General features: G+C 40.2%; 17 protein-coding genes and 5 tRNA genes. All 22 read left to right on the top strand.

Features of this window, described 5'->3' with window-relative positions; translation table 11 throughout:
* The first annotated feature begins 539 nt into the window (after window positions 1-539).
* The 22 genes from FHW88_RS23015 to FHW88_RS23120 all read left to right on the top strand — a co-directional run bounded on the left by FHW88_RS23015 (window position 540) and on the right by FHW88_RS23120 (window position 25,140).
* Window positions 540-3,743, top strand: coding sequence for a SusC/RagA family TonB-linked outer membrane protein (locus tag FHW88_RS23015; RefSeq protein WP_176628041.1), 3,204 nt, complete (start codon window positions 540-542; stop codon window positions 3,741-3,743).
* Between the two features lie 14 nt (window positions 3,744-3,757).
* Window positions 3,758-5,257, top strand: coding sequence for a SusD/RagB family nutrient-binding outer membrane lipoprotein (locus FHW88_RS23020; RefSeq protein WP_176628042.1), 1,500 nt, complete (start codon window positions 3,758-3,760; stop codon window positions 5,255-5,257).
* 616 nt (window positions 5,258-5,873) lie between these two features.
* The gene (gene rpsU, locus FHW88_RS23025) at window positions 5,874-6,065 is read left to right on the top strand and encodes a 30S ribosomal protein S21 (protein ID WP_090528691.1); all 192 of its coding nucleotides are present in this window, start codon (window positions 5,874-5,876) and stop codon (window positions 6,063-6,065) included.
* Between the two features lie 91 nt (window positions 6,066-6,156).
* The gene (locus FHW88_RS23030; RefSeq protein WP_176628043.1) at window positions 6,157-7,068 is read left to right on the top strand and encodes a tyrosine-type recombinase/integrase; all 912 of its coding nucleotides are present in this window, start codon (window positions 6,157-6,159) and stop codon (window positions 7,066-7,068) included.
* Between the two features lie 12 nt (window positions 7,069-7,080).
* A complete protein-coding gene (hpf, locus tag FHW88_RS23035; RefSeq protein ID WP_090528685.1) occupies window positions 7,081-7,428 on the top strand; it encodes a ribosome hibernation-promoting factor, HPF/YfiA family in 348 nt (115 codons plus the stop codon).
* A gap of 241 nt (window positions 7,429-7,669) precedes the next feature.
* Window positions 7,670-7,742 (top strand) — tRNA-Thr (locus FHW88_RS23040).
* 65 nt (window positions 7,743-7,807) lie between these two features.
* Window positions 7,808-7,888, top strand: a tRNA-Tyr gene (locus FHW88_RS23045).
* 146 nt (window positions 7,889-8,034) lie between these two features.
* Window positions 8,035-8,107 (top strand) — tRNA-Gly (locus FHW88_RS23050).
* Between the two features lie 96 nt (window positions 8,108-8,203).
* Window positions 8,204-8,275, top strand: a tRNA-Thr gene (locus tag FHW88_RS23055).
* 58 nt (window positions 8,276-8,333) lie between these two features.
* Window positions 8,334-9,521: an elongation factor Tu gene (gene tuf, locus FHW88_RS23060; protein WP_090528682.1), complete on the top strand. Its 1,188-nt coding sequence runs from the start codon at window positions 8,334-8,336 to the stop codon at window positions 9,519-9,521.
* 83 nt (window positions 9,522-9,604) lie between these two features.
* Window positions 9,605-9,675 (top strand) — tRNA-Trp (locus FHW88_RS23065).
* Between the two features lie 18 nt (window positions 9,676-9,693).
* Window positions 9,694-9,888 (top strand): preprotein translocase subunit SecE, encoded by a 195-nt coding sequence (secE, locus tag FHW88_RS23070; protein WP_090529653.1) that lies wholly within the window; start codon window positions 9,694-9,696, stop codon window positions 9,886-9,888.
* A gap of 17 nt (window positions 9,889-9,905) precedes the next feature.
* Complete coding sequence (nusG, locus tag FHW88_RS23075; protein ID WP_090528679.1) at window positions 9,906-10,448, top strand: transcription termination/antitermination protein NusG; 543 nt, start codon at window positions 9,906-9,908, stop codon at window positions 10,446-10,448.
* 195 nt (window positions 10,449-10,643) lie between these two features.
* Window positions 10,644-11,084 carry a 50S ribosomal protein L11 gene (gene rplK, locus FHW88_RS23080; protein WP_090528676.1) on the top strand — a complete coding sequence of 147 codons (441 nt, stop codon included), beginning with the start codon at window positions 10,644-10,646 and terminating at the stop codon, window positions 11,082-11,084.
* A gap of 28 nt (window positions 11,085-11,112) precedes the next feature.
* Window positions 11,113-11,811: a 50S ribosomal protein L1 gene (gene rplA / locus FHW88_RS23085; RefSeq protein WP_090528673.1), complete on the top strand. Its 699-nt coding sequence runs from the start codon at window positions 11,113-11,115 to the stop codon at window positions 11,809-11,811.
* A 2-nt stretch (window positions 11,812-11,813) separates the two neighbouring features.
* Window positions 11,814-12,332, top strand: coding sequence for a 50S ribosomal protein L10 (gene rplJ / locus FHW88_RS23090; RefSeq protein WP_090528670.1), 519 nt, complete (start codon window positions 11,814-11,816; stop codon window positions 12,330-12,332).
* 64 nt (window positions 12,333-12,396) lie between these two features.
* Window positions 12,397-12,780 (top strand): 50S ribosomal protein L7/L12, encoded by a 384-nt coding sequence (gene rplL, locus FHW88_RS23095; RefSeq protein WP_022833154.1) that lies wholly within the window; start codon window positions 12,397-12,399, stop codon window positions 12,778-12,780.
* A gap of 193 nt (window positions 12,781-12,973) precedes the next feature.
* On the top strand, window positions 12,974-16,777 hold the full coding sequence (rpoB, locus tag FHW88_RS23100; RefSeq protein ID WP_090528667.1) for a DNA-directed RNA polymerase subunit beta: 3,804 nt from the start codon (window positions 12,974-12,976) through the stop codon (window positions 16,775-16,777).
* Between the two features lie 145 nt (window positions 16,778-16,922).
* Window positions 16,923-21,212 (top strand): DNA-directed RNA polymerase subunit beta', encoded by a 4,290-nt coding sequence (gene rpoC, locus FHW88_RS23105; RefSeq protein WP_176628044.1) that lies wholly within the window; start codon window positions 16,923-16,925, stop codon window positions 21,210-21,212.
* 225 nt (window positions 21,213-21,437) lie between these two features.
* On the top strand, window positions 21,438-21,749 hold the full coding sequence (locus FHW88_RS23110; protein WP_090528662.1) for a DUF3467 domain-containing protein: 312 nt from the start codon (window positions 21,438-21,440) through the stop codon (window positions 21,747-21,749).
* Window positions 21,750-21,909: 160 nt separating this feature from the next.
* Window positions 21,910-22,731, top strand: a complete 822-nt coding sequence (locus tag FHW88_RS23115) for a polysaccharide biosynthesis/export family protein (RefSeq protein ID WP_090528659.1) — start codon at window positions 21,910-21,912, stop codon at window positions 22,729-22,731.
* Window positions 22,732-22,740: 9 nt separating this feature from the next.
* Window positions 22,741-25,140 carry a GumC family protein gene (locus FHW88_RS23120; RefSeq protein ID WP_176628045.1) on the top strand — a complete coding sequence of 800 codons (2,400 nt, stop codon included), beginning with the start codon at window positions 22,741-22,743 and terminating at the stop codon, window positions 25,138-25,140.
* Window positions 25,141-25,191 lie beyond the last annotated feature (51 nt).

Raw genomic sequence — 25,191 nt, forward strand, 5'->3', positions numbered from 1 at the left:
ATTTTTGAAGTGTGACGCCCTTTTTCTGTCACTCCTGAGTCATTTAGTGCAGTGATTGATGAGCTATATTCTGTAATAAACCATGTAAATATATTGTTACGTGGCCATTTCTCGCCGAAAAGTATGAAAAAATTAAGCTTTTTCCTTCCTGCCATGCCTTTTTCAACGGGCTATGCATGGTGCAATTTATTGTTGTAAAAAGAGGTTTTAAGGAACTGTGAGTTGTAGTTTTTCTTTTGGATTTCTCGTAACAGTTAACTTTATTGTGTTTTGATTTACAAGAGCTTGTAAAACAAGTTAGGAAAATGCCTCGCGCATTTTCCTAACTTATAATTAACAATATTAACTGACTTATTACCGGCCGGATCTAACGGCCATATGGTATTAACGACAGCAAAGGTAATTTCTTGTTGATAATTTCCTAAAACCTTCACTGTGGTTAAAAAAATTCATGTAAAAGAAATATTACATTTATTATTTGTTTTATTTTATCATTGGCTATTAAGTTTGCTTCCTTAACTATTAGCTAAATTTTTTCTATGAAAAAACGACTACTACTAATTTTGTGCAGTTTCGTATTTGCTGTAACACAGCTTTTTGCGCAAAATCACACTGTTACCGGTACGGTAACAGCCAAGGAGGACGGCCTTCCTCTGCCGGGTGTATCGGTGAAGATAAAAGGGACAACTACCGGTACCCAAACCACCGTAGACGGTAAGTTTTCACTTAACGTTCCAAACAACGCGGTTCTATCATTTAGTTTTATCGGTTATGCTACCCAAGATGTACCTGTAGGCGCTTCAGCAAACCTAAAAGTGGTTTTGGAAGCATCAGCCCGCGGCCTTAACGAGGTAATCGTAACCGCGTTAGGTATCTCAAGGCAGCAAAAATCACTGGGCTACGCTGCTCAGCAGGTAAAAGGCGACGACCTTACAGTAACCAAGCAATCTGACCTTAACACCGCCCTTGCAGGTAAAATTGCAGGCGTACAGGTTTTAGGCGGTTCGGGTGCAAAATTTGGTACGTCAACTATCCGCATCCGTGGTATCAACTCGTTATCGGGAGCAAATCCAATTTATATTGTTAACGGTGTCGTTACCGATCCTAATGCAATTAATAATGATGATATCGAATCATTGACAGTACTTAAAGGTCCTGCTGCTACGGCGCTTTACGGCCAGAGGGCATCTGAAGGCGCCGTTGTTGTGACACTGAAGAAGGGCGTTGATAAAGGTATTGGAGTGTCATTAAACCAATCAACAACTTTTGAAAAAGTTTATCAATTACCTGAGTACCAAAATGAATATGGTGGTGGAACAAGCACCAAATGGGATACTTATACTTATGATCCTGATAATGGTTCTCCTGCATCATTTGCCAAGTTTAACGGCGTAAAAATTTATGATTACGGAGTTGACGAAAGCTGGGGACCTAAAATGGATGGTACCCTGTACGCTCCATGGTATTTTTGGGATCCGTCAAATCCCGATTTTGGTAAGTTAAAGCCGTTTGTTCCGCAGCCAAATAACGTACGTGATTTTTATCGTACAGGCGTAACCTACAATACCAATGCAGCGTTTTCAAAAGCTGCTGATAATTACAACTTCAGGGTATCATACACGAACATAGATCGTACGGGGATTACTCCAAATAGTAATCAAAAACGTAACAATGTTGGTTTAAATGGCGAGCTTAAGTTAACCAAGAAATTAACAGTAAGCGCTAACTTCAATTTTTCCCAAATCAATTCAAACAACATACCTCAGGAAGGTTACGGTACACAAACTGCAGGTTCATTTAGCCAGTGGTTCCACAGAGATGTTGAAATTAACAAACTTAAAAATTATAAAAGGGCCGATGGTACTTACACTTCATGGAACATTACCAGTCCGGACGACTTAACGCCACATTACTGGGATAACCCGTACACTGAGTCTTATGTGAATACCTCACAGTCAAATAATAATCGTGTGTTTGGTAACTTAACCGCTACTTATCAGTTTACTAAAGATCTCTCTTTGTCGTTAATTGCCAGAGAAGACTTATTAAACCGCGACGATAACTCACGCGTAGGTTCAGGTACTATTAATACCGATTCATATTCTCAGAGCCAGTATACTTACAAAGAGAATAACTATGTTGCTAACTTAGCATATAGCCACAATTTTAAAGACCTTTCTGTAAAAGCGGGCTTATATGCCGAAACACGTCAGGATCGCTACCTTTATACTTCAGGTAATACAAATGGCGGTCTTTCTATCCCTGACTTGTATACCCTTACAAACTCGTTGAATGCCCCTACATCATTTAGCTACAAAGCGTTATCAAGGGTAAACAGCTATTACGGTTTTACTTCATTTGGATATAAAGATTTTTTATATCTTGATTTCAACGCGCGTAACGATATTTCATCAACTTTACCAATAAATAACAACTCATATTGGTACGGTGGTTTGTCAGGTTCATTTGTATTTACCGAACTGATGCCCAAAAATGATATCCTTACATTTGGTAAATTAAGGCTTTCTGCTGCGAAATTAGGTTCAGACGCACCTATTTATTCAATTTATCAAACGTATAATTTAACTACTACGCCATACGGGCCAACTAAAGCAGGTAACGCGGCAATTCAAACTGTGCCCAATACGTTACCTAATCCCGGCCTGAAACCATCGCTCTCTACATCATATGAAATTGGTACCGAGTTGCATTTCATCAAAGACAGGGTAAGGTTTGATTTCAACTACTATACGCGTACTCAAAAAGACCAGATCCTGCCACTTCCTGTAAATGGGACTTCTGGCTACTCTACAGCCGTAATTAACGCTGGTCAAATCAGGAACAATGGTATCGAGATAACTCTTGGTGGTACACCAATTAAATCGAAAGAATTTACCTGGAATGCTGATTTCAATATTTCATTTAACAGAAATAAAGTTATATCACTGTACCCTGGTCTTAACAACCTGAAAGTTACTCCTGATGGTTTAGGTGGCTATACCGCCTCGGGTGGTAACCAGGCTGCGGGTACCCAAAGCTTTGGCTTTGTCGGTTCACCAAGCTTTGGCATTAACGGCATCGTAGGTAAATCTTATGGTCAAATCATAGGCTCAGGTTTTACCCGCGATAAAAATGGTAACATAGTAGTTGGTGATGACGGCTTACCTATTGTAAACAATACTGTTAATTTAGGAAGCATGCTGCCAAGTTACACTGGTGGTTTTACCAACTCTTTTAACTATAAGAATTTTATACTCGCGTTCTCTCTTGATTTCCAAAAGGGCGGCAAATTTGTATCGGTTACGCAGCAAAACCTGAACGGTTCTGGCTTAGGGATCGAAACTGTAGGCAACAATGCTAAAGGCAATCCAAAGCGTAACGATGTTGCCGATGGCGGCGGTGTCTTAGTAGCGGGTGTTCATGAAGATGGCTCACCTAATACTACCTATGTTGATACCCGTACATTGTATGAGCAGTCATACAGCCAAATCTGGGAAAAATGGACCTATGATGCTTCTTATATAAAATTAAGGGAGGTTAGCGTAGGTTATTCATTCCCCAAGAAGATGTTGGGCAAGCTACCGTTCCAAACGGCTTATTTTGGCATAACTTCTCAAAACCCGTGGATGATCTATTCTAAACTTAAAGGTGTAGATCCGTCTCAATTGCAAACTTCTTTCTATGAAGGTGGTCAGTTACCAAACACAAGGAATTTAGGGTTTAATATCAAGTTGACGTTCTAATTAGCGCACAAATCATGAAAAGATTATCTAATATTAGTAAATATATAGTTGGGGTGGGTATAATTATCCTTGCCTCATGTAAAACCGGGGGCGACGTGAATGTTAACCCTAATCAATCGCCAGTTGCGCTGCCAGGTTTTTTATTGTCCAGTGCCATTCAATACCTTGGCGGTGTAAATGGGGGAGGTGCTACAACGAACATTAACTCGTTTACAGGCGAATTATATTCACAATACCTGGCAGAAACCTTTTATACCAATGAATCATTATTTTCATTAAAGCAATATGATTATCAGGGGTATTATACAGGTCCGCTAAAAGATTTAAAAACAATTATTGAAGTTAATACCGATCCTTCTAAAAAGGATCAGGAGATTGTTAAAAGATATGGATCTACTAATAATCAAATAGCTACAGCCAGGATTCTTACTGCCTTTATCTATTTGACAATTACTGATAGATGGGGCGATATACCCTACTCACAAGCTTTGAATGGTAAGGCTAATTTTTCGCCGGCTTTTGACGCTCAAAAAGATGTGTATACAGCTTTAATGAAAGAGCTTGACGAAGCGCAGGCACAGTTTGATGGTGGTGCATCTTTCCCGGCTCAGCAAGATATATTATTTGGAGGTAATGTTACCAAATGGAAACATTGGGCCAATTCATTGCATGCAATTATGGCTTTAAGGCTTTCGAAAGTTGATCCGACTACCGGCAAAAATGAGTATGCTAAAGCCGTTGCTGGTGGTTTAATGAACTCAAACAGTGATAATGCTGTGTATGCGTATCTGGCAGCTCAAACTAACGAAAATCCATACTACAATAACTACCGTAACCGTTACGATTACGCGGTAAGTAGTTTAGTTGTTAATACTCTAACTAATCTTCATGATCCGAGGTTGACTGTTTACGCGGCACCGACTGCCTCAGGTACTTATGTAGGTTTACCCTATGGTACATATGGTGATGCTTTAGGCGATTACAATCAGGGTACACGTTCTAAACCGGGTAACGTATCATTAATAGGTATAGCTGTTTCTGGTCAAGCTTCGCCAACTGTTTGGACATCATATGCCCAAATTATGTTTACACAGGCCGAAGCCGCTCATCTTGGCTGGATAGCTGGTGGCGATGGAGTTGCTGCAGACTACTATAAAAAAGGTATAGCTGCGTCGCTGGAGCAAAATGGCGTTAGCCTTACCAATGAAACTGCTTATCTTGCACAGGCATCGGTTCAATTTTCGGCTGCAACAGCTATGGATCAAATCATGACCCAAAAATGGATTGCAGGTTTCTTAGGTAACGGTTGGGAGTCATGGGCAGAATATCGCCGTACTGGCTTGCCTAAATTACTTGATCCGGTTCCGGGTTCATTAAGCCCAGGCCAGAAAATTCCACGTAGGCAACAATATCCACAAACAGAAAGTGATCTTAACACTGCGAATTACAATGCTGTAATTGCCCGTCAAGGTCCGGATGCGCTTAATACAAGGGTTTATTGGGATAAACAATAATTATTGCTTATAGGTTATGAGAACAACAAAGGCTGCCATTGGCGGCCTTTGTTGTTTATGGAGGATTTATCTATATCAATACCCAGGTTTCAAATTCAATTATTCTTTCACCTGAATTGGTGATCAACGCTATTTTATGCTCGTTTATAATGTCAACTTTAAGTATAGTGGGAAGACCATTAAATCTTATCTCATTGCGGTGGTACAAAGTAACATTGTTAAATCTTATAATCTTAGGTTCAAAAATATTCTCTTCCCAATTTATAGGGTAGTTAATATGAAAGTCGAATGTTTGAGTTTCTGGATATTCGATAACCTTTAAAACTGTTGCGTCATGAAGAAAGTAGTCGTTGAAATTCATTCTATTTAGATTGATATTACAATATATTTATTACAAATGTCCTATTAAAAGAATGTGAGGGTAAAGTTTGTTAAGAAAGTTAGATAAGTAGTTTTTATATTAAAAGATATAGTACTTTAATTCATCATACCATCGGTGCAATCATACTTCAATCGTTGTAATCTTCAAATTAAAAAATAATTCCCGCTCTCTATTTGATATTCAAAACATTGTGGTTATCTTTGCCCTCCCTTGAAAGGAGGTATTTTAGGAATTATGATCATTATTAACGTAAAAGACGGCGAATCATTAGACAAAGCATTGAAACGCTTCAAAAAGAAATTCGAAAAAACAGGTGTTTTAAGAGAACTACGCAGTCGTCAGGCTTTTGAAAAAAAATCTGTAACCCGTCGTCATGTTGTTAAACATGCTATCTATAAACAGACTTTAAACCAGGAAACTGTTTAATTCTTTTTTGTTGAAAAGAATTAATTAATTTCTTGACACTATATTAAAACTATTTGTACATTCATAATCCCGGATGTATAAATAGTTTTTTATGTTTTTAGAGCGTTTTATCCAGTACATCAAGTACGAAAAGCGGTATTCAGTGCATACTGTTTCCGCATATCAGTCTGATCTGGATCAGTTTATGCGCTTTTTAAACAATCCCGGCGGTGCTGATCCCGCACCTGAGCCGGTTATTACCCATCCATCGCAGGTAAGCTACCACGACATCCGTAACTGGATGGTTGAGCTTATTGATCAAAAACTTACCGGTCGTTCTGTTAACCGCAAAATGGCCACATTGCGCAAATACTTTAAATTTTTATTGCAGGAAGGTGTTGTTGAAACAAACCCGGTATCGAGGGTGCGGTCGCAAAAAGTTGCTAAAACGTTGCCCGTAGTGGTTGAAGATACGCGCCTTACAAAAATGTTAGATAGTGATGACATTTTTACAAATGATTTTCCGGGCCTGCGCGATAAGCTTGTTATTGAGCTGTTGTTTGGCACCGGCATACGACTTGCCGAACTGTTAGGTATTAAGCAACAGGATATTAGCTTTGAGGGGGGAGTGGTAAAGGTACTGGGTAAGCGTAACAAAGAGCGCATTATTCCTATTAATAATGAGTTGAAGGCCCTGCTGCCCGAATATCTGGAGGCAAAGAAAAATCAAAATTTTGATAACAATTCCTTCACATTAATCGTTACAAATAAAGGAGCCGATGCTTATCCGAAATTGATTTATTTAATAGTGCATAAATACCTATCTAACATATCAACCCAAAATAAACGGAGCCCACATGTGCTCAGGCACACCTTTGCAACCACTATGCTAAATAACGGGGCCGATTTAAATTCAATTAAGGAGCTTTTGGGGCACGCCAACCTGAGCGCAACCCAAATTTACACGCACAATTCAGTTGAAAGACTAAAATCTATTTATAAACTCGCCCATCCAAAGGCTTAAAAAGGAGGAAACATGAAAATTACAGTGCAGTCAATTCATTTCACCGCAGACAGGAAACTTTTAGATTTTATTCAGAAAAAAGCTGATAAGCTTGATACGTTTTATGACCATATTATTAGCGGTGAAGTTTACTTAAAGCTTGAGAATGTGGAAGATGAATGTAATAAGATAACGGAGATCAAATTATTGCTACCCGGAAATCAAATATTTGCAAAAGAGAAGTGTAAGAGTTTTGAGGAAGCTACCGACCTGGCGGTTGAAAGCCTGAGGAAGCAAATTGAAAAGCATAAACAAAAGAAAGCCCTTGCTGATGCTACAGCAAAAAAAGCTGTTTTAACGGCAGTTGAGGAGGGTTTTTAATATTATAAAAAGGCTTGTTTTAAGCGTAAATCGGCAGGTTTTTAGCCTGCCGATTTTTTTTGATAAAAAATTTTGACGTGGCGTTATTTTTTGTAGATTTGCAGTCCCTTTCGGGGAGGTATTTAACGCCTCGAAAAAAAGTTAAAATAGTTCTTTAAAATATCAAAAAGCTTATTACTTTTGCGCTCCGTTATCGAAAGCAACACAGCGTTTAGATAATGTAAAGGCAAAATAAATATAAGCCTCCTTAGCTCAGCTGGTAGAGCAACTGACTTGTAATCAGTAGGTCATTGGTTCGATCCCGATAGGAGGCTCAGTTTTTTTCGGATTGAGGTATTTAGCTTCAATTTTGGATATCGCAAATCCGGAAACAACTACCGGGGGGATACCAGAGCGGTCAAATGGGACGGACTGTAAATCCGTTGCTTCGGCTACGAAGGTTCGAATCCTTCTCCCCCCACTTATTAAGTAAGCAGTTTGTAGTTCGCAGTTAGCAGCTTTGTTAACCGAACTATAAACTGCTAACTTGATTAAAAGGGTTTGAGGAATGGGTGTCATTGAGCGGTTAAGCTGCTAATTGAAAACTGCAAACCGAAAGCTGAATAAGCGGAAGTAGCTCAGTTGGTAGAGCGATAGCCTTCCAAGCTATAGGTCGCGAGTTCGAACCTCGTCTTCCGCTCGGTTGGTTCATTAGTCGGTTAGTTCACTTGTTCATTGGTGGCAGCTGCAAAGATCAATGAACTAATAAATGAGTGAACCAATGAACAAAAAATAAGCCGACGTAGCTCAGTGGTAGAGCACTTCCTTGGTAAGGAAGAGGTCACGGGTTCAAATCCCGTTGTTGGCTCGGTGTTATAAAACATACATTAAAGTTAAAATTAACCTACAAAAATAATTTATAGATCATGGCAAAAGAAAAGTTTGACCGCAGTAAGCCGCACTTAAACATCGGTACAATCGGTCACGTTGACCACGGTAAAACAACCCTTACCGCAGCTATTACTAAAGTTTTGGCTGATGCAGGTTTATCAGAAGCTCGTTCATTTGATTCAATTGACTCGGCTCCTGAAGAAAAAGAACGTGGTATTACCATCAACACTGCCCACGTTGAATATTCAACAGCTAACCGTCACTATGCACACGTTGACTGTCCAGGTCACGCGGATTATGTGAAAAACATGGTTACTGGTGCTGCGCAAATGGACGGTGCAATCATCGTAGTTGCTGCAACTGATGGTCCGATGCCACAAACTCGTGAGCACATCCTGTTAGCTCGTCAGGTAGGTGTACCTGCACTTGTTGTTTTCATGAACAAAGTTGACATGGTTGATGATCCGGAATTATTAGAGTTAGTAGAAATGGAAGTTCGTGAATTATTATCGTTCTACGAATTCCCAGGTGATGATATTCCAGTTATCCAGGGTTCTGCATTAGGTGGCCTTAACGGCGATCCTACCTGGGTTGGTAAAATCATGGAGTTGATGGATGCTGTAGATAGCTACATCCCAATCCCTCCACGTTTGACAGATCTTCCTTTCTTGATGCCTGTTGAAGACGTGTTCTCAATCACTGGTCGTGGTACTGTTGCTACCGGTCGTATTGAGCGTGGTGTAATCAACTCTGGTGAGCCTGTTGATATCCTGGGTATGGGTGCTGAGAACTTGAAATCAACCGTAACTGGTGTTGAGATGTTCCGCAAAATCCTTGACCGTGGTGAAGCTGGTGACAACGTAGGTTTATTGTTACGTGGTATTGAGAAAACTGATATCCGTCGTGGTATGGTTATCTGCAAACCAGGTTCAGTAACTCCTCACACCGATTTCAAAGCAGAAGTTTACGTATTATCAAAAGCAGAAGGTGGCCGTCACACTCCATTCTTCAACAAATACCGCCCGCAATTCTATTTCCGTACCACTGACGTTACTGGTGAGATTTCATTAGAACCAGGTGTAGAAATGGTTATGCCAGGTGATAACGTTACAATCACTGTAAAACTGATCAACGCTATCGCAATGGAAAAAGGCTTACGTTTCGCTATCCGTGAAGGTGGTCGTACCGTAGGTGCTGGTCAGGTAACTGAAATCTTGAAATAATAATATTTCAATAAAAAGGTTAATTTGAAAACATAAGTTTAGCCTTTAACGGCAAACTTATGTTTTCTTATTATAAATAACACACGGGAATAGTTCAACGGTAGAATAGAGGTCTCCAAAACCTTTGATCAGGGTTCGAATCCTTGTTCCCGTGCTTAAGCACAATATAAAAATGGCAGGCGTAGCTGAATATATTAAAGAGTCATACATCGAGTTAACCGAAAAGGTTACCTGGCCTACATGGCGCGAGCTTCAGAGCAGCGCTGTTTTGGTATTGGTTGCCGCTATAATTATTGCGCTGGTTATCTTAGGTATGGACCAGATCATTAATTATTTGCTTAAACTGTTTTACACATCACTAACATAATATCAGGGGAGACGGAGATGAGTGATCAATTGAAATGGTATGTAGTTAGGGCTATTAGTGGTAAGGAAAAGAAAGTTAAACAATACATAGATGCCGAAATTAGCCGTTTGGGCATTAGTCATTTGGTACCACAGGTATTAATACCTACCGAGAAGTATTACCAGATGCGTGATGGAAAGAAGATCGCGAAAGAGCGTAACTACTTTCCGGGCTATGTGCTTATGGAAGCCGTTTTAGATGGCGAAACTGAACACATCATTAAAAATATAAACAGTGTTATAGGTTTTCTGGGCGATAAAGCCGGAAACGCTATACCGCTTCGCCAGTCAGAAGTTAACCGGATTTTAGGTAAGGTTGACGAGATGAGCACACAGGGCGAAACCATGAATGTACCTTATTATGTTGGTGAGGCCGTTAAAGTTATGGACGGGCCTTTCAACGGTTTCAGCGGCGTTATTGAAGAAGTTAACGAAGAGAAAAAGAAACTGAAAGTAATGGTAAAGATATTCGGGCGCCGTACGCCGCTTGAATTGAATTACATGCAGGTAGAGAAAGAATAGATTTGAGATGTTAGATATGAGATTTGAGAGTTTCCCTTTTCTTATATCGATCTTGAATAATTAATAATATAAAAAAGAAGCGGGTATTTAGCTTGGGAGTCTCATATCTCACATCTCAATACTCAAATCTAAAAATCTTAAATGTTACTTAGCTTCCACTTACTAACATTGAGTTTATAATTAAAGTAAATTAAAATGGCAAAAGAGATCGGTGCAATGGTTAAGCTGCAAGTTAAAGGCGGCGCCGCAAACCCATCACCACCAATTGGCCCTGCATTGGGTGCAAAAGGTGTGAACATCATGGAGTTTTGCAAACAATTTAATGCACGCACCCAGGACAAAGCTGGAAAAGTATTGCCTGTTTTGATTACTGTTTATGTTGACAAATCATTCGAATTTATCATCAAAACCCCTCCCGTTGCTATCCAGTTATTGGAAGCTACCGGTTTAAAGAGTGGTTCTGCTGAGCCTAACCGTAAAAAAGTTGCCAGTGTTAACTGGGAACAGGTTGAGACTATAGCAAAAGATAAAATGGTTGACTTGAATGCATTCACAGTTGAATCGGCCATGAAAATGGTGGCAGGTACTGCCCGCAGCATGGGAATTACCGTATCAGGTACAGCTCCCTGGAATTAATTAATTTATACAAATCAGTTTAAAGACAGTGGCAAGATTAACAAAAAATCAAAAAGTGGCACTCTCCAAAATTGAGGCAAACAAATCGTACACATTACAGGATGCATCTGCATTGGTAAAGGAATTAACCCTTACTAAATTTGATTCATCAGTTGATATAGACGTTCGTTTAGGTGTTGACCCACGTAAAGCCAATCAAATGGTACGTGGTATTGCAACATTACCTCATGGAACCGGTAAAACTGTACGTGTATTAGTTCTTTGTACTCCTGATAAGGAACAAGAAGCTAAAGACGCAGGTGCAGATTACGTAGGTTTGGATGATTATATTGCCAAGATTGAAGGCGGATGGACTGATGTTGATATTATCATTACTATGCCAAGTGTTATGGCGAAGGTAGGTCGTTTAGGTCGTATTTTAGGCCCGCGTAACCTTATGCCAAACCCTAAATCAGGTACAGTTACCCCAGAAGTTGGTAAAGCTGTAACTGAGGTAAAAGGTGGTAAAATCGATTTCAAGGTTGACAAAACCGGTATCATCCACACTTCAATAGGAAAAGCATCTTTCTCTGCAGATAAAATTTATGAGAATGCATTAGAAGTATTGCAAACAATTTCTAAATTAAAACCTTCTGCAGCAAAAGGAACATATTTCAAGAGCATTCATATCTCTTCAACTATGTCGCCTGGAATTACAGTTGAAACTAAATCAGTAGCGGGGATCTAATCATGAATAAAGAAGAAAAATACGACCTTGTTGTAGCCCTAACTGAGCAAATCAAAGAGTATGGTAATTTTTATATCACTGATACCTCTGATTTAACTGTAGCCAAGATCAACAACATCCGCCGTAAATGTTTCGAAAACGACATTACGATGCAGGTAACCAAAAATAGCTTGATCAAAAAAGCTATGGAAGCTGCAGGCGGCGATTTCAGCCCTATATATGATGTATTAAAAGGTTCATCATCAATCCTTTTCTCAAAGTCAGCAACTGCTCCGGCAAAGTTGATCAAACAATTAAGGAAAACAGGTGAAAAACCAATTTTAAAAGCAGCTTATATTGATTCGGCGGTATTTATCGGTGATAACCAGTTAGATACTTTAACCAAACTGAAATCAAAAGAACAACTGATCGGCGAGATAGTTGGCTTACTACAATCACCTGCCAAAAACGTACTTTCTGCACTACAATCAGGCGGAACTACAATTGCAGGCCTTGTAAAAACATTACAGGAAAGAGGTTAACGAACGCCTCACAAAAGTTCGACAATAACAAACAAAAAGCATTAAAAGTAAAAATTTAAATAAAATGGCGGATTTAAAAGCGTTTGCTGAACAGTTGGTAAACTTAACAGTAAAAGAAGTAAACGAATTAGCTCAAATATTAAAAGATGAGTATGGTATTGAGCCTGCTGCTGCTGCTGTAGCAGTTGCTGCTCCTGCTGCTGACGGTGGCGATGCTGCTCCAGCTGCTGCTGAGCAAACTGCATTTGACGTTATCCTGAAAGAAGCTGGTGGCGCTAAATTAGCAGTTGTTAAATTAGTAAAAGACTTAACTGGCCTTGGTTTGAAAGAAGCTAAAGATCTTGTTGACGGTGCACCAAAAGAACTTAAAACTGGTGTAACTAAAGAAGAAGCTGAATCTTTGAAAAAACAATTAGAAGAAGCCGGAGCAGTAGTTGAGGTTAAGTAATTTAACCTACTGAAATATAGCATCAAGACTCCGACCATAAACGGTCGGGGTCTATTGCTGTTTATAAAGGTTTTGAATTAGATGTGAGATATTAGATATGAGATTTGAGATTTTTCAAATCGCTATTTCATATCTCAGATCTCATGTCTCAAGTCTCACATCTACAAAAATTAATAACTAAAATTTAAATACCTTGGCAAACAATAATAATCAAAGAGTAAACTTTGCAACCAGTAGAAAGGTACTTGATTACCCTGATTTTCTGGATGTTCAGTTACAATCTTTCCAGGAATTTTTTCAATTGGAAACCACTTCCGACAACCGTTATAAAGAAGGGCTGTTTAAAGTGTTTGCCGAAAACTTTCCTATTTCAGATTCAAGAAACATCTTTGTCCTGGAGTTTCTTGACTACTTTATTGATCCGCCCCGTTATGATATACAAGAGTGTATCGAACGCGGATTAACTTACAGCGTACCATTAAAAGCAAAGCTTCGCCTGTCATGTAATGATGAGGAGCACGAAGATTTTGAAACAATTGTACAGGACGTGTACCTGGGTACTATCCCATATATGACGCCAAAAGGTACATTTGTTATTAATGGTGCCGAGCGTGTAATTGTATCACAGTTACACCGTTCGCCAGGTGTGTTCTTTGGTCAGAGCCGCCATACCAACGGTACAAAATTATACTCGGCCCGTGTTATTCCTTTCAAAGGTTCATGGATTGAGTTTGCTACAGACGTTAACAACGTGATGTATGCTTACATTGACCGTAAAAAGAAATTCCCGGTTACTACGTTGCTTCGCGCCATTGGTTATGACTCTGATAAAGATATATTAGAGCTGTTTGAACTGGCCGACGAGGTTAAAGTAAGCAAATCAGGCCTTAAGAAATATATTGGCCGTAAGCTTGCTGCAAGGGTACTTAAAACCTGGATCGAAGACTTTGTGGATGAAGATACCGGTGAGGTAGTTTCTATCCCTCGTAATGAGATTATCCTTGAGCGTGAAACCTTACTGGAAGACGACCATATTGATATGATCATTGACTCGGGTGTTAAAACCATTATCCTTAACAAGGAAGACGCTTCAACCAGCGGTGATTATACTATTATATACAATACCTTACAGAAAGATACTTCCAACTCTGAGAAGGAAGCGGTTGAACATATCTACCGCCAGTTACGTAACGCTGAACCACCTGATGAAGAAACAGCTCGTGGTATCATCGATCGTTTATTCTTTTCGGATAAAAGATATGACCTGGGTGATGTGGGCCGGTACCGCATCAACCGTAAATTGAAACTGAGCACTTCGGAAGAAACTAAAGTTTTAACCAAGCAGGATATCATCGCGATTGTTAAATATCTGATCAAATTAATCAACTCAAAAGCTGAGGTGGATGATATCGATCACTTGTCAAACCGTCGTGTGCGTACCGTTGGTGAGCAGCTTTATGCTCAGTTTGGCGTAGGTTTGGCACGTATGGCCCGTACCATTCGTGAGCGTATGAACATCCGTGACAACGAGGTGTTCACACCAACCGACCTGATCAACGCACGTACATTATCATCTGTGATCAACTCGTTCTTCGGAACAAACCAGTTATCACAGTTCATGGACCAAACCAATCCACTGGCAGAGATCACGCACAAGCGTCGTCTGTCAGCCTTAGGCCCCGGCGGTCTGTCGCGTGAGCGTGCAGGCTTCGAGGTTCGTGACGTTCACTATACCCACTACGGTAGGTTGTGTACTATCGAAACTCCCGAAGGTCCGAACATTGGTTTGATTTCATCACTTTGCGTACACGCTAAGATCAACAACTTAGGCTTTATCGAAACTCCGTACAAACGTGTAGTTGACGGTAAAGTTATGGTTGATGAGCCGGTTATCTATTTATCTGCTGAAGATGAAGACGGTAAAACCATTGGCCAGGCAAACGCGGTATATGATGACAAAGGTGAGTTTGAATTGCCACGTGTAAAAGCACGTTTCGAAGGTGACTTCCCGGTTATCGAGCCAGAGCGTCTGGATTTGATGGACATCGCTCCAAACCAGATTACTTCAATTGCGGCTTCGCTGATTCCGTTCTTAGAGCATGATGACGCCAACCGTGCATTGATGGGTTCAAACATGCAACGCCAGGCCGTACCATTGTTGCGCCCTGAAGCGCCAATTGTTGGTACTGGTTTGGAAGGTCGTGTTGCAAAAGACTCCCGTACCCTGATCAACGCCGAAGGCGATGGTGTGGTTGAGTACGTTGATGCTAACGAAATCCGTATTAAATATGACCGTAACGAACTTGATCGTTTGATCTCGTTTGAAGGAGATAGCAAAAGCTACCGATTAACCAAGTTTAAGAAAACCAACCAAAGCACCACCATGAACCTTAAGCCTATTGTTAAAAAAGGCCAGAGGGTTGAAAAAGGTGAAGTACTTTGCGAAGGTTACGCTACCCAGAATGGCGAGCTTGCATTGGGCCGTAACCTTAAAGTAGCGTTCATGCCTTGGCAGGGATATAACTTTGAGGATGCGATTGTAATCTCTGAGCGTGTTGTTTCACAAGATATCTTTACTTCAATCCACGTTGAAGAGTTCGAGCTTGAAGTTCGTGATACTAAACGTGGTGAGGAAGAGTTAACACCAGATATCCCTAACGTATCAGAAGAAGCTACTAAAGACCTTGACGAAGACGGTATCATCCGTGTAGGCGCCGAGGTTAAAGAAGGCGACATCCTGATTGGTAAGATCACCCCTAAAGGTGAGTCAGACCCATCACCGGAAGAAAAACTGTTACGTGCTATCTTCGGTGATAAAGCCGGCGACGTTAAAGATGCTTCATTGAAAACCCCGCCGTCAATTGCCGGTGTTGTTATCGATACCAAATTATTCTCCCGTGCTAAAAAGACTTCAAAAGCTGAAGAAAAAGCACAGTTAGAGAAATTGGATAACAAGCATGATAAAGCTGTAAAAGATCTGAAAAATACCTTGATCGACAAGTTATTTGAGATTGTTAACGGTAAAACTTCGCAAGGTGTTTATAACGTTTATAAAGAGTTACAGGTTCCTAAAGGTGTTAAATTCACCCAAAAAATATTAGTTGAGCTTAATTACGATAACATTAACCCAACTAAATGGACTACTGATGACGATAAAAACGATCAGATCAAGATCCTTCTTCATAACTTCAACATTAAGTACAATGAAGAGTTGGGTGCTTACCGTCGTGATAAATTCGCTATCAGTGTGGGTGATGAGCTTCCATCAGGCATCGTGCAAATGGCTAAAGTTTATATCGCTAAAAAGCGTAAGCTTAAAGTAGGTGATAAAATGGCGGGTCGTCACGGTAACAAAGGTATCGTTGCACGTATTGTACGTGACGAAGACATGCCTTTCCTTGAAGACGGAACACCGGTTGATATTGTGTTGAACCCACTGGGTGTACCTTCACGTATGAACTTGGGCCAGATCTATGAAACCGTATTAGGCTGGGCCGGTAAAGAGCTTGGTGTTAAATTTGCTACTCCAATCTTCGACGGTGCAAGCCATGAAGAAGTGGAAGAGTGGATTAAGAAAGCCAACTTACCAGAATCAGGCCGTACTTACTTATACAATGGTTTAACAGGTGATCGTTTTGATCAGCAAACTACTGTAGGTATTATCTACATGCTGAAATTAGGTCACATGGTTGATGATAAGATGCACGCCCGTTCAATCGGTCCGTACTCATTGATCACTCAGCAACCATTGGGCGGTAAAGCACAATTCGGTGGCCAGCGTTTTGGTGAGATGGAGGTTTGGGCACTGGAAGCATTTGGTGCATCAAACATCCTGCAGGAGATATTAACCGTTAAATCGGATGATGTTATCGGCCGCGCCAAAACATATGAGGCTATTGTTAAAGGTGAAAACCTGCCAACGCCATCAGTTCCTGAATCATTCAATGTATTGGTTCACGAGTTACGCGGCTTAGGTTTGGATATCACCTTAGAATAAGGTAAAAGGATAAAGGTGAAAGGTAAAAGGTTATGTCCCTTACCTTTCACCCTTTAAAAGTCATTAGATAACAGGAGAAGGAATCGGCAGAAAAGGAAAACCTTTCGCCCTTCGCCTTTCACCTTTAACCTACAAAAAAAGAGATATGTCTTACAAAAAGGATAATAAAATCAAAAGTAACTTTACCACCATTACCATCAGTTTAGCCTCTCCAGAGTCTATCCTTGAGCGTTCAAGCGGTGAAGTTTTAAAGCCGGAAACCATTAACTACCGTACTTACAAACCCGAGCGTGATGGTTTGTTCTGCGAGCGTATTTTTGGTCCGGTTAAGGATTATGAGTGCCATTGCGGTAAATACAAACGTATCCGTTACAAAGGTATCGTGTGTGACCGTTGCGGTGTTGAAGTAACCGAAAAGAAAGTACGTCGTGAGCGTATGGGCCACATCAACCTGGTGGTGCCTGTTGCACACATCTGGTACTTCCGCTCATTGCCAAACAAAATTGGTTATTTATTAGGCTTGCCTACAAAAAGGCTCGACCTTATTATATACTACGAGCGTTACGTAGTTATCCAACCGGGTATTAAAGAAGCAGACGGAATCAACAAAATGGATTTCCTTACTGAAGAAGAATACCTTGACGTATTGGATACCCTTCCAAAAGAAAACCAGTACCTTGACGATAAAGATCCTCAGAAATTTGTTGCCAAAATGGGTGCCGAGGCTTTGGAAGAGTTATTGAAACGCCTCGACCTTGACGAATTATCATTCAGCTTGCGTCACCAGGCAGCAAACGAAACTTCTCAGCAACGTAAAAACGAAGCCTTAAAACGTTTACAGGTTGTTGAAGCTTTCCGTGATGCAAAAACCAGGATCGAGAATAACCCTGAGTGGATGATCGTTAAGATCGTTCCGGTTATCCCGCCTGAATTGCGTCCGTTAGTACCACTGGAAGGTGGCCGTTTCGCTACTTCAGATTTGAACGACCTTTACCGTCGTGTTATTATCCGTAACAATCGTTTAAAACGTTTGATCGAGATTAAAGCACCAGAGGTGATTTTACGTAACGAAAAACGTATGTTGCAGGAAGCTGTGGATTCGTTATTCGATAACTCACGTAAAGTTAACGCGGTAAAAACTGAAGGTAACCGTGCCTTGAAATCGCTTTCAGACATCCTGAAAGGTAAGCAAGGCCGTTTCCGTCAGAACTTATTAGGTAAACGTGTGGATTACTCTGCCCGTTCGGTAATTGTTGTAGGTCCTAACCTTAAATTACACGAGTGCGGTTTACCAAAAGATATGGCTGCCGAGCTGTTTAAACCATTTATCATCCGTAAAATGATTGAGCGTGGTGTGGTTAAAACAGTAAAATCTGCCAAAAAAATCGTTGACCGTAAAGACCCATTAGTTTGGGATATTTTGGAAAACGTATTGAAGGGACACCCTGTATTACTAAACCGTGCGCCTACGTTGCACAGGTTAGGTATCCAGTCGTTCCAGCCAAAACTGGTTGAAGGTAAAGCGATCCAATTGCACCCATTAACCTGTACAGCATTCAACGCGGATTTTGACGGTGACCAGATGGCCGTTCACGTACCACTTGGTAACGCGGCAATTTTGGAAGCCCAAATCCTGATGCTTGCTTCGCACAACATCCTTAACCCTGCTAATGGTACGCCTATTACTGTACCATCTCAGGACATGGTGCTTGGTTTGTACTACATAACCAAAGGCCGTAAAACTGATGAAACACGTGTGGTTAAAGGACAAGGTTTAACTTTTTACTCTGCAGAAGAAGTAATTATCGCTTATAACGAGAAAAAACTTGATCTGCATGCGTTCATTAAAGTTAAAGCTTTAGTTAAAGAGCGCGATGGCAAAATCGTAAACAAAATTATTGATACCACTGTAGGCCGCGTGTTGTTTAACCAGCATGTTCCTGTAGAAGTGGGATATATTAATGAGCTGCTTACCAAAAAATCACTTCGTGATATCATTGGTGAAGTAGTAAAAATCACCGGTATGGCGCGTGCTGCCCAGTTCCTTGACGATATTAAGGAATTAGGATTTAAAATGGCGTTCCAGGGTGGTTTATCATTTAACCTGAAGGATATCAATATCCCTGCAGAAAAAGTAACCCTGATTGATACTGCTTCTAAACAGGTTGATGAGGTGATGAACAACTATAACATGGGTTTCATTACCAACAACGAGCGCTACAACCAGATCATCGATATCTGGACACGTATCAACAACCGCTTAACTGCTAACGTGATGGATATCCTGAGCAACGATAACCAGGGCTTCAACTCTGTTTACATGATGCTTGACTCAGGTGCCCGTGGTTCTAAAGAGCAGATCCGTCAGCTTGCAGGTATGCGTGGTTTGATGGCTAAGCCTCAAAAATCAGGTTCAGGTGGTGAGATCATCGAAAACCCGATCCTTTCAAACTTTAAAGAAGGTTTGTCGGTATTGGAGTACTTCATCTCTACCCACGGTGCCCGTAAAGGTTTGGCGGATACGGCGTTGAAAACAGCGGATGCTGGTTACTTAACACGTAGGTTGCATGACGTTGCCCAGGATATGATTGTTGGTGAGGTTGATTGCGGTACTTTAAGAGGTATCTACACAACTGCACTGAAAGATAACGAGGACATTGTTGAGCCATTATATGATCGTATTTTAGGTCGTACCACTTTGCATGATGTTCATGACCCTATCACTAACGAACTGTTAGCAGTAGCTGGCCAGGACATTACCGAAGAGGTAGCTAAAAAGATCGAGAATTCTCCGTTAGAAGGTATCGAGATCCGTTCGGTATTAACCTGCGAAAGTAAACGTGGTGTATGCGCATTGTGCTACGGCCGTAACCTTGCAAGCGGTAAACGCGTGCAAAAAGGCGAGGCTGTTGGTGTAATTGCTGCACAGTCAATCGGTGAGCCGGGTACACAGTTAACACTTCGTACATTCCACGTGGGTGGTACCGCGTCAAACATCGCTGCTGAATCTCAGATCAACGCTAAGTTTGATGGTATCATCGAGTTTGAGAACGTACGTACCGTTACTTACGAAACTGCCGAAGATGGAGCTGTTGATGTGGTATTAGGCCGTTCGGGAGAGTTCCGTATCATCGAAGCCGGAAGCAATAAAGTAATTGTTACCAATAACATTCCATACGGTTCATACCTGTATGTAAAAGATGGCAGCAAGATCACCAAAGGCGACCGTATCTGTTCATGGGATCCGTACAACGCGGTAATTATCTCTGAATTTGCAGGTATTGCCCAGTTTGACGCTGTATTGGAAGGTATCACTTTCCGTGAAGAATCTGACGAGCAAACCGGTCACCGTGAAAAAGTGATCATCGATACCAGGGATAAAACTAAAAACCCTGCTATCCAGATAGCTGATAATAAAGGTAACATCATTAAAGGGTATAACATCCCGGTAGGTGCACACATCGCTGTTGATGAAGGCGACAGGTTACAAACAGGTCAGGTTATTGCTAAAATCCCTCGTTCAACCGGTAAAACTCGGGATATTACAGGTGGTTTACCACGTGTAACCGAATTATTTGAAGCACGTAACCCTTCAAACCCTGCTGTAGTAACTGAAATTGATGGCGTAGTAACTTTAGGTGGTGTTAAACGCGGTAACCGCGAAATCACCATCGAGTCAAAGGACGGCCAGGTTAAAAAATACCTTGTACCGCTTTCAAAACACATCCTTGTACAGGATAATGACTTTGTTAAAGCCGGTATGCCATTGTCTGACGGTTCAATTTCACCTTCAGATATCCTTGCTATCAAAGGCCCTGCAGCAGTACAAGAGTACCTTGTTAACGGTATCCAGGAAGTTTACCGCTTACAGGGTGTGAAGATCAACGATAAGCACTTTGAGGTTATCGTTCACCAGATGATGCAGAAAGTTCAGATCGAAGACGCGGGCGATACCCGTTTCTTAGAACGTGAAGCTGTTGACGGATGGGATTTTATGAACGAGAACGATGAGATTTATGACAAGAAAGTTGTAGTTGATCCAGGCGATTCAACTACATTGAAAGCTGGTCAGATAGTTTCATTACGCCGCTTACGCGATGAAAACTCGGTATTGAAACGCCGCGACCTTAAATTGGTTGAGGTACGTGACGCAATCCCTGCAACGTCAAGTCCGATACTGCAAGGTATCACCAGGGCATCGTTAGGTACGAAGTCGTTTATCTCGGCAGCGTCATTCCAGGAAACTACCAAAGTACTGAACGAAGCAGCTATCGCAGGTAAAAAAGATAATATGCTTGGCCTGAAAGAAAACGTTATTGTAGGTCACTTAATACCTTCAGGTACCGGTTTACGCGAGTATGAAAATATCCGTGTAGGCTCACAGGAAGAATTTGACCGCCTGATGGCTTCGAAAGCAGAAGAGTTGGAAGCTTAATTTTCAACTGTTTAAATATTTTATTGAGCCTCCCGGTTTCCGGGAGGCTTTTTTTATAACTTTTTTTAAAATTGTTAAAACAAAGGTAAAACATCTCTGTTCTACGTTCGACCTTGCGCAAGGTCACAATGGGGTTGATCCATGTTATCGAAAGTAAAACAAGGCTCAATAATCACCTCAAAAAAAGGCTGTTTATGGAGAACGTCTTTTTGTTATTTTAGTAGCATGGAAGAACAAAATGAAAATCAGCTCAACATTGAGCTTTCAGAAGAAATTGCAGAAGGTATCTACTCAAACCTGGCTATCATTACTCATTCAAACTCTGAGTTTGTATTGGATTTTATCCGGGTAATGCCAGGCGTACCCAAAGCCAGGGTAAAATCGCGGATCATATTAACCCCCGAGCATGCCAAACGCCTTCTTTCGGCCCTGGAAGATAACATTGAAAAGTATGAAGCCATTAACGGCCGCATCAAAGTACAGCCTGATCATCCAGGTTTCCCTATGAATTTTGGCGGTACAATGGGGCAAGCATAATTGATAATATTATATTAAAATGCCATTTTGGTTAAGGAAAAGTTATGCTTATGCCTTGTTTGTGAAAAATTTAATAATAATGTGTTGTTTTTGAGAAAAAAGTGTATATATTGCAACGTTTTACAACTTACACCTATAAAGACATGAATTCCTAAGTTCTATGAGAAAATCCCATATTGTAAATTCATTTTTAGTTCTGTTCATTTTATTCATTTCTGCAGGGCTGCTTTCTTGCAATTCGGCCAAAAAGGTAAAATATTTTCAAGATCTTGCTGACTCTGGTCAGATGAAAACGATCTCTAAAGCAGATTATCAACCTCCGGTAATTCAACCCGATGATATCCTAACAATTGTTGTCCAGACTATCGATCCTCAAAATACTGCAGCTATTAATGTTGGCAATCTTCCGTTTCCAAGTACAGGCACCTCATTAAATCCTACAAGTTTGTCGAGTGTTAGTCAGCAACCATCGTTAGGTATTTTAGTTGATAAAGATGGTTTTATTACCATTCCAATACTCGGAAAAATCAAAGTTGCCGGCTATACTACATCTGAAGCTACTGAAGTAATAAAGGCGGAGGCCATAAAATATTACAAAGAGCCAACAGTAATAGTGCGTTATGCAAATTTCAAAGTAAGTGTAACTGGGGAAGTACTCAAACCAGGAATGTATGTTTTACCAAATGAAAAGGTAAGTGTGCTCGACGCTATCGCTTTAGCAGGTGATTTAACAATTTTCGCAAAAAGGGATAACGTATTATTAATACGTGAAAATAAAGATGGTACTAAAACTCCATATCGTTTTAATCTGAAAAAAAGCGACATAATGAGTTCTCCTTACTTTTATCTGCATCAAAATGACATAATTTATGTAGAACCCGGACCAGGTAAAGTTTCAACAACCGATGCTTCACAAGCAAGATATTACACCTTAGTTGGGTCCTTACTGTCAGTACTAATCGTTTTATTTACAAGAAAATAATATTCAGGAATGAATTTAAATAACCAAAGTCTTGAAAAATCTCAGGAAGAAGTAGGTATTGATTATAAGAAATACATTGCAAGGGTTATCACAAACTGGCCGCTGTTTTTGATTTGTATAGTGGTGTTTGGAGCTGTGGGATTAGTTTACAAAAGATATGCCACTCCTAATTATAAAGTTAATGCTTTAATGATAGTTGAGCCCGAAGATAAAACAGGGGGAGGCGGTTCTGCGGCAGGCGGCTTAAGTAATTTAACTGATATATCATCTTTATTCGGTATCCCTAATAACGCCGAAAATGAAGTTCAGATATTGAACTCAAGGCACATCGTAAGCAACGTAGTAAAGGCGTTGAATTTAAACGTTGTAATTAGATTAAATGGGAGAATTAAGAAAACAGAACTTTTTGACGAAGCTCCTTTCACAGTTGACGTTACCAATAAACGCGATTCTATTGATCTCAGAAGGTATAATGTAACAGTTAAAAATGATTTGATACATATACACAACAGCGTTGAAGATATTGATATAAATGCTAAGTATGGTCAGAAAGTAAGTTTACCGCAATATGATATTGTTTTCAATCCGACAGGAAACCCGGTAGACAAGATCGGTTACGTTGTGGATATTGCGTCTGTCGAATCTTCTGTTGAAGCTCTATCTAAAGGTGTACAGGTAAGTTTGTCCAGTAAAACGACCACTACGATCAATCTATCTTTAGATTATCCCAATTCAAAAAAGGGTGAGGCCATCTTGAATAAGATGATGGAGATTTATCTGAAAGCCAACAGGGATAATAAAGTTCAGATTGCTGATAGTACCCTTACATTTATTGACGAACGGTTAGAATTGGTAGGCAAGCAATTGCAAGGAGTAGAACAGAGTTTTGAGCAATTCCGGAAAACAAATAAGATTGCCGATGTTGATGAACAATCAAAAGCTTTGATAGGATCTGCAAGCGATTTCCAAAAACAGATCAGTGCACTTGATGTACAAATTTCGGTAGTTCAGGATTTGTTGAAGTTTCTGAATAATCCAAATAACAAAAAGGTTATCCCTGTTACAGCGTTAGGATCTGATAATCAAACTATCTCTGATGTTGTAGGGCGCTATAATGAATTATTGCTTGACCGCGAGCGGCAAAGTTTGGCAAGCACCGAAAAAAACCCTTATATACAAGCTCTTGATAGTCAAATTGAGAGCCTACGCCTTATCGTACTGAAAAATATCAATTCGTACTTAAAAGGGTTAACCGTAAGCAGAGCCAATCTCCAAAATCAAAGCAATAGTTCTTTAAATAAGATAGAAAATGTGCCCGCACAGGCAAGAATATTTTTAGATTATACCAGACAGCAAACGGTTAAGCAGGACCTGTATGTTTACTTATTGCAAAAACGGGAAGAAACAGCAATATCTAAAACATCAACCATTTCAACAGCAAGGGTGGTAGACCCGGCTAAAAGCAGCTATGAGCCTGACAAATCAAAAATATCACTGGTTTTTGTATTATGTTTAATAATGGGCTTTGTTTGTCCGTTAGTTTTTCTGGGGATAAGAGAAATGTTGAACGTCAAAATTATTTCCAAATATGACGTTGAGGAACATACTAAAATACCGGTTGTTGGAGAAATTAGCCACAATGACGAAGAACAATCGTTAGTGGTTACCAATAAATCAAGATCTATCATTTCCGAACAATTTAGGGGATTGAGAACAAATTCTCAGTTTCTATTAAATGCTGACAAACCACAGGTAATAATGGTAACATCAAGCATGAGTGGTGAAGGGAAGTCATTTATATCATTGAACCTGGGTAGTGTATTGGCTCTGAGTGGCAAAAAGGTTGTTTTTATAGAGTTGGATTTACGTAAACCAAAGCTGTCTCAAAACATAGGGATTGATAATAGCTACGGGTTTACGAATTACGCTATATCAAACACGGTTGAAGTTGACGCAATTATTAAACCTACATGGTTTAGCGAAGATTGTTTCATCATTAGTTCAGGCGCCATTCCTCCAAATCCATCCGAATTACTACTCAGCGCCAAGCTTGGTACTATGATTGAAGAATTAAAGAAAAAATTTGATTATATAATTATAGATAGCGCCCCAGTAGGTTTGGTTTCTGATGCATTGTTAATTGAGAAATATGCCGACCTCACTTTATATATAGTACGGCAGCGTTATACTTTAAAAGCTCAATTAGGTCTTATAAATGATCTTGTTGTATCAAATAAAATGAAAAAAGCTTATTTGGTCATTAATGATATCGAGACTAAGAAAGGCGGGTACTATGGTTACGGCTACGGCTACGGGTACGGCTATGGTTACGGTTATGGCTATGGTGATTATATAGATCAGGGAAACTCAAAAAAGGGCTTTTTTGACTTCATCAAGAAGAAGAAATAGTATTATGAGATCAACTATTTAGTTGATCTCATAATACTATCTAACAATAAT

The sequence above is a fragment of the Mucilaginibacter sp. SG538B genome, assembly GCF_013376065.1.
Classification (GTDB): Bacteria; Bacteroidota; Bacteroidia; order Sphingobacteriales; family Sphingobacteriaceae; genus Mucilaginibacter; species Mucilaginibacter rubeus.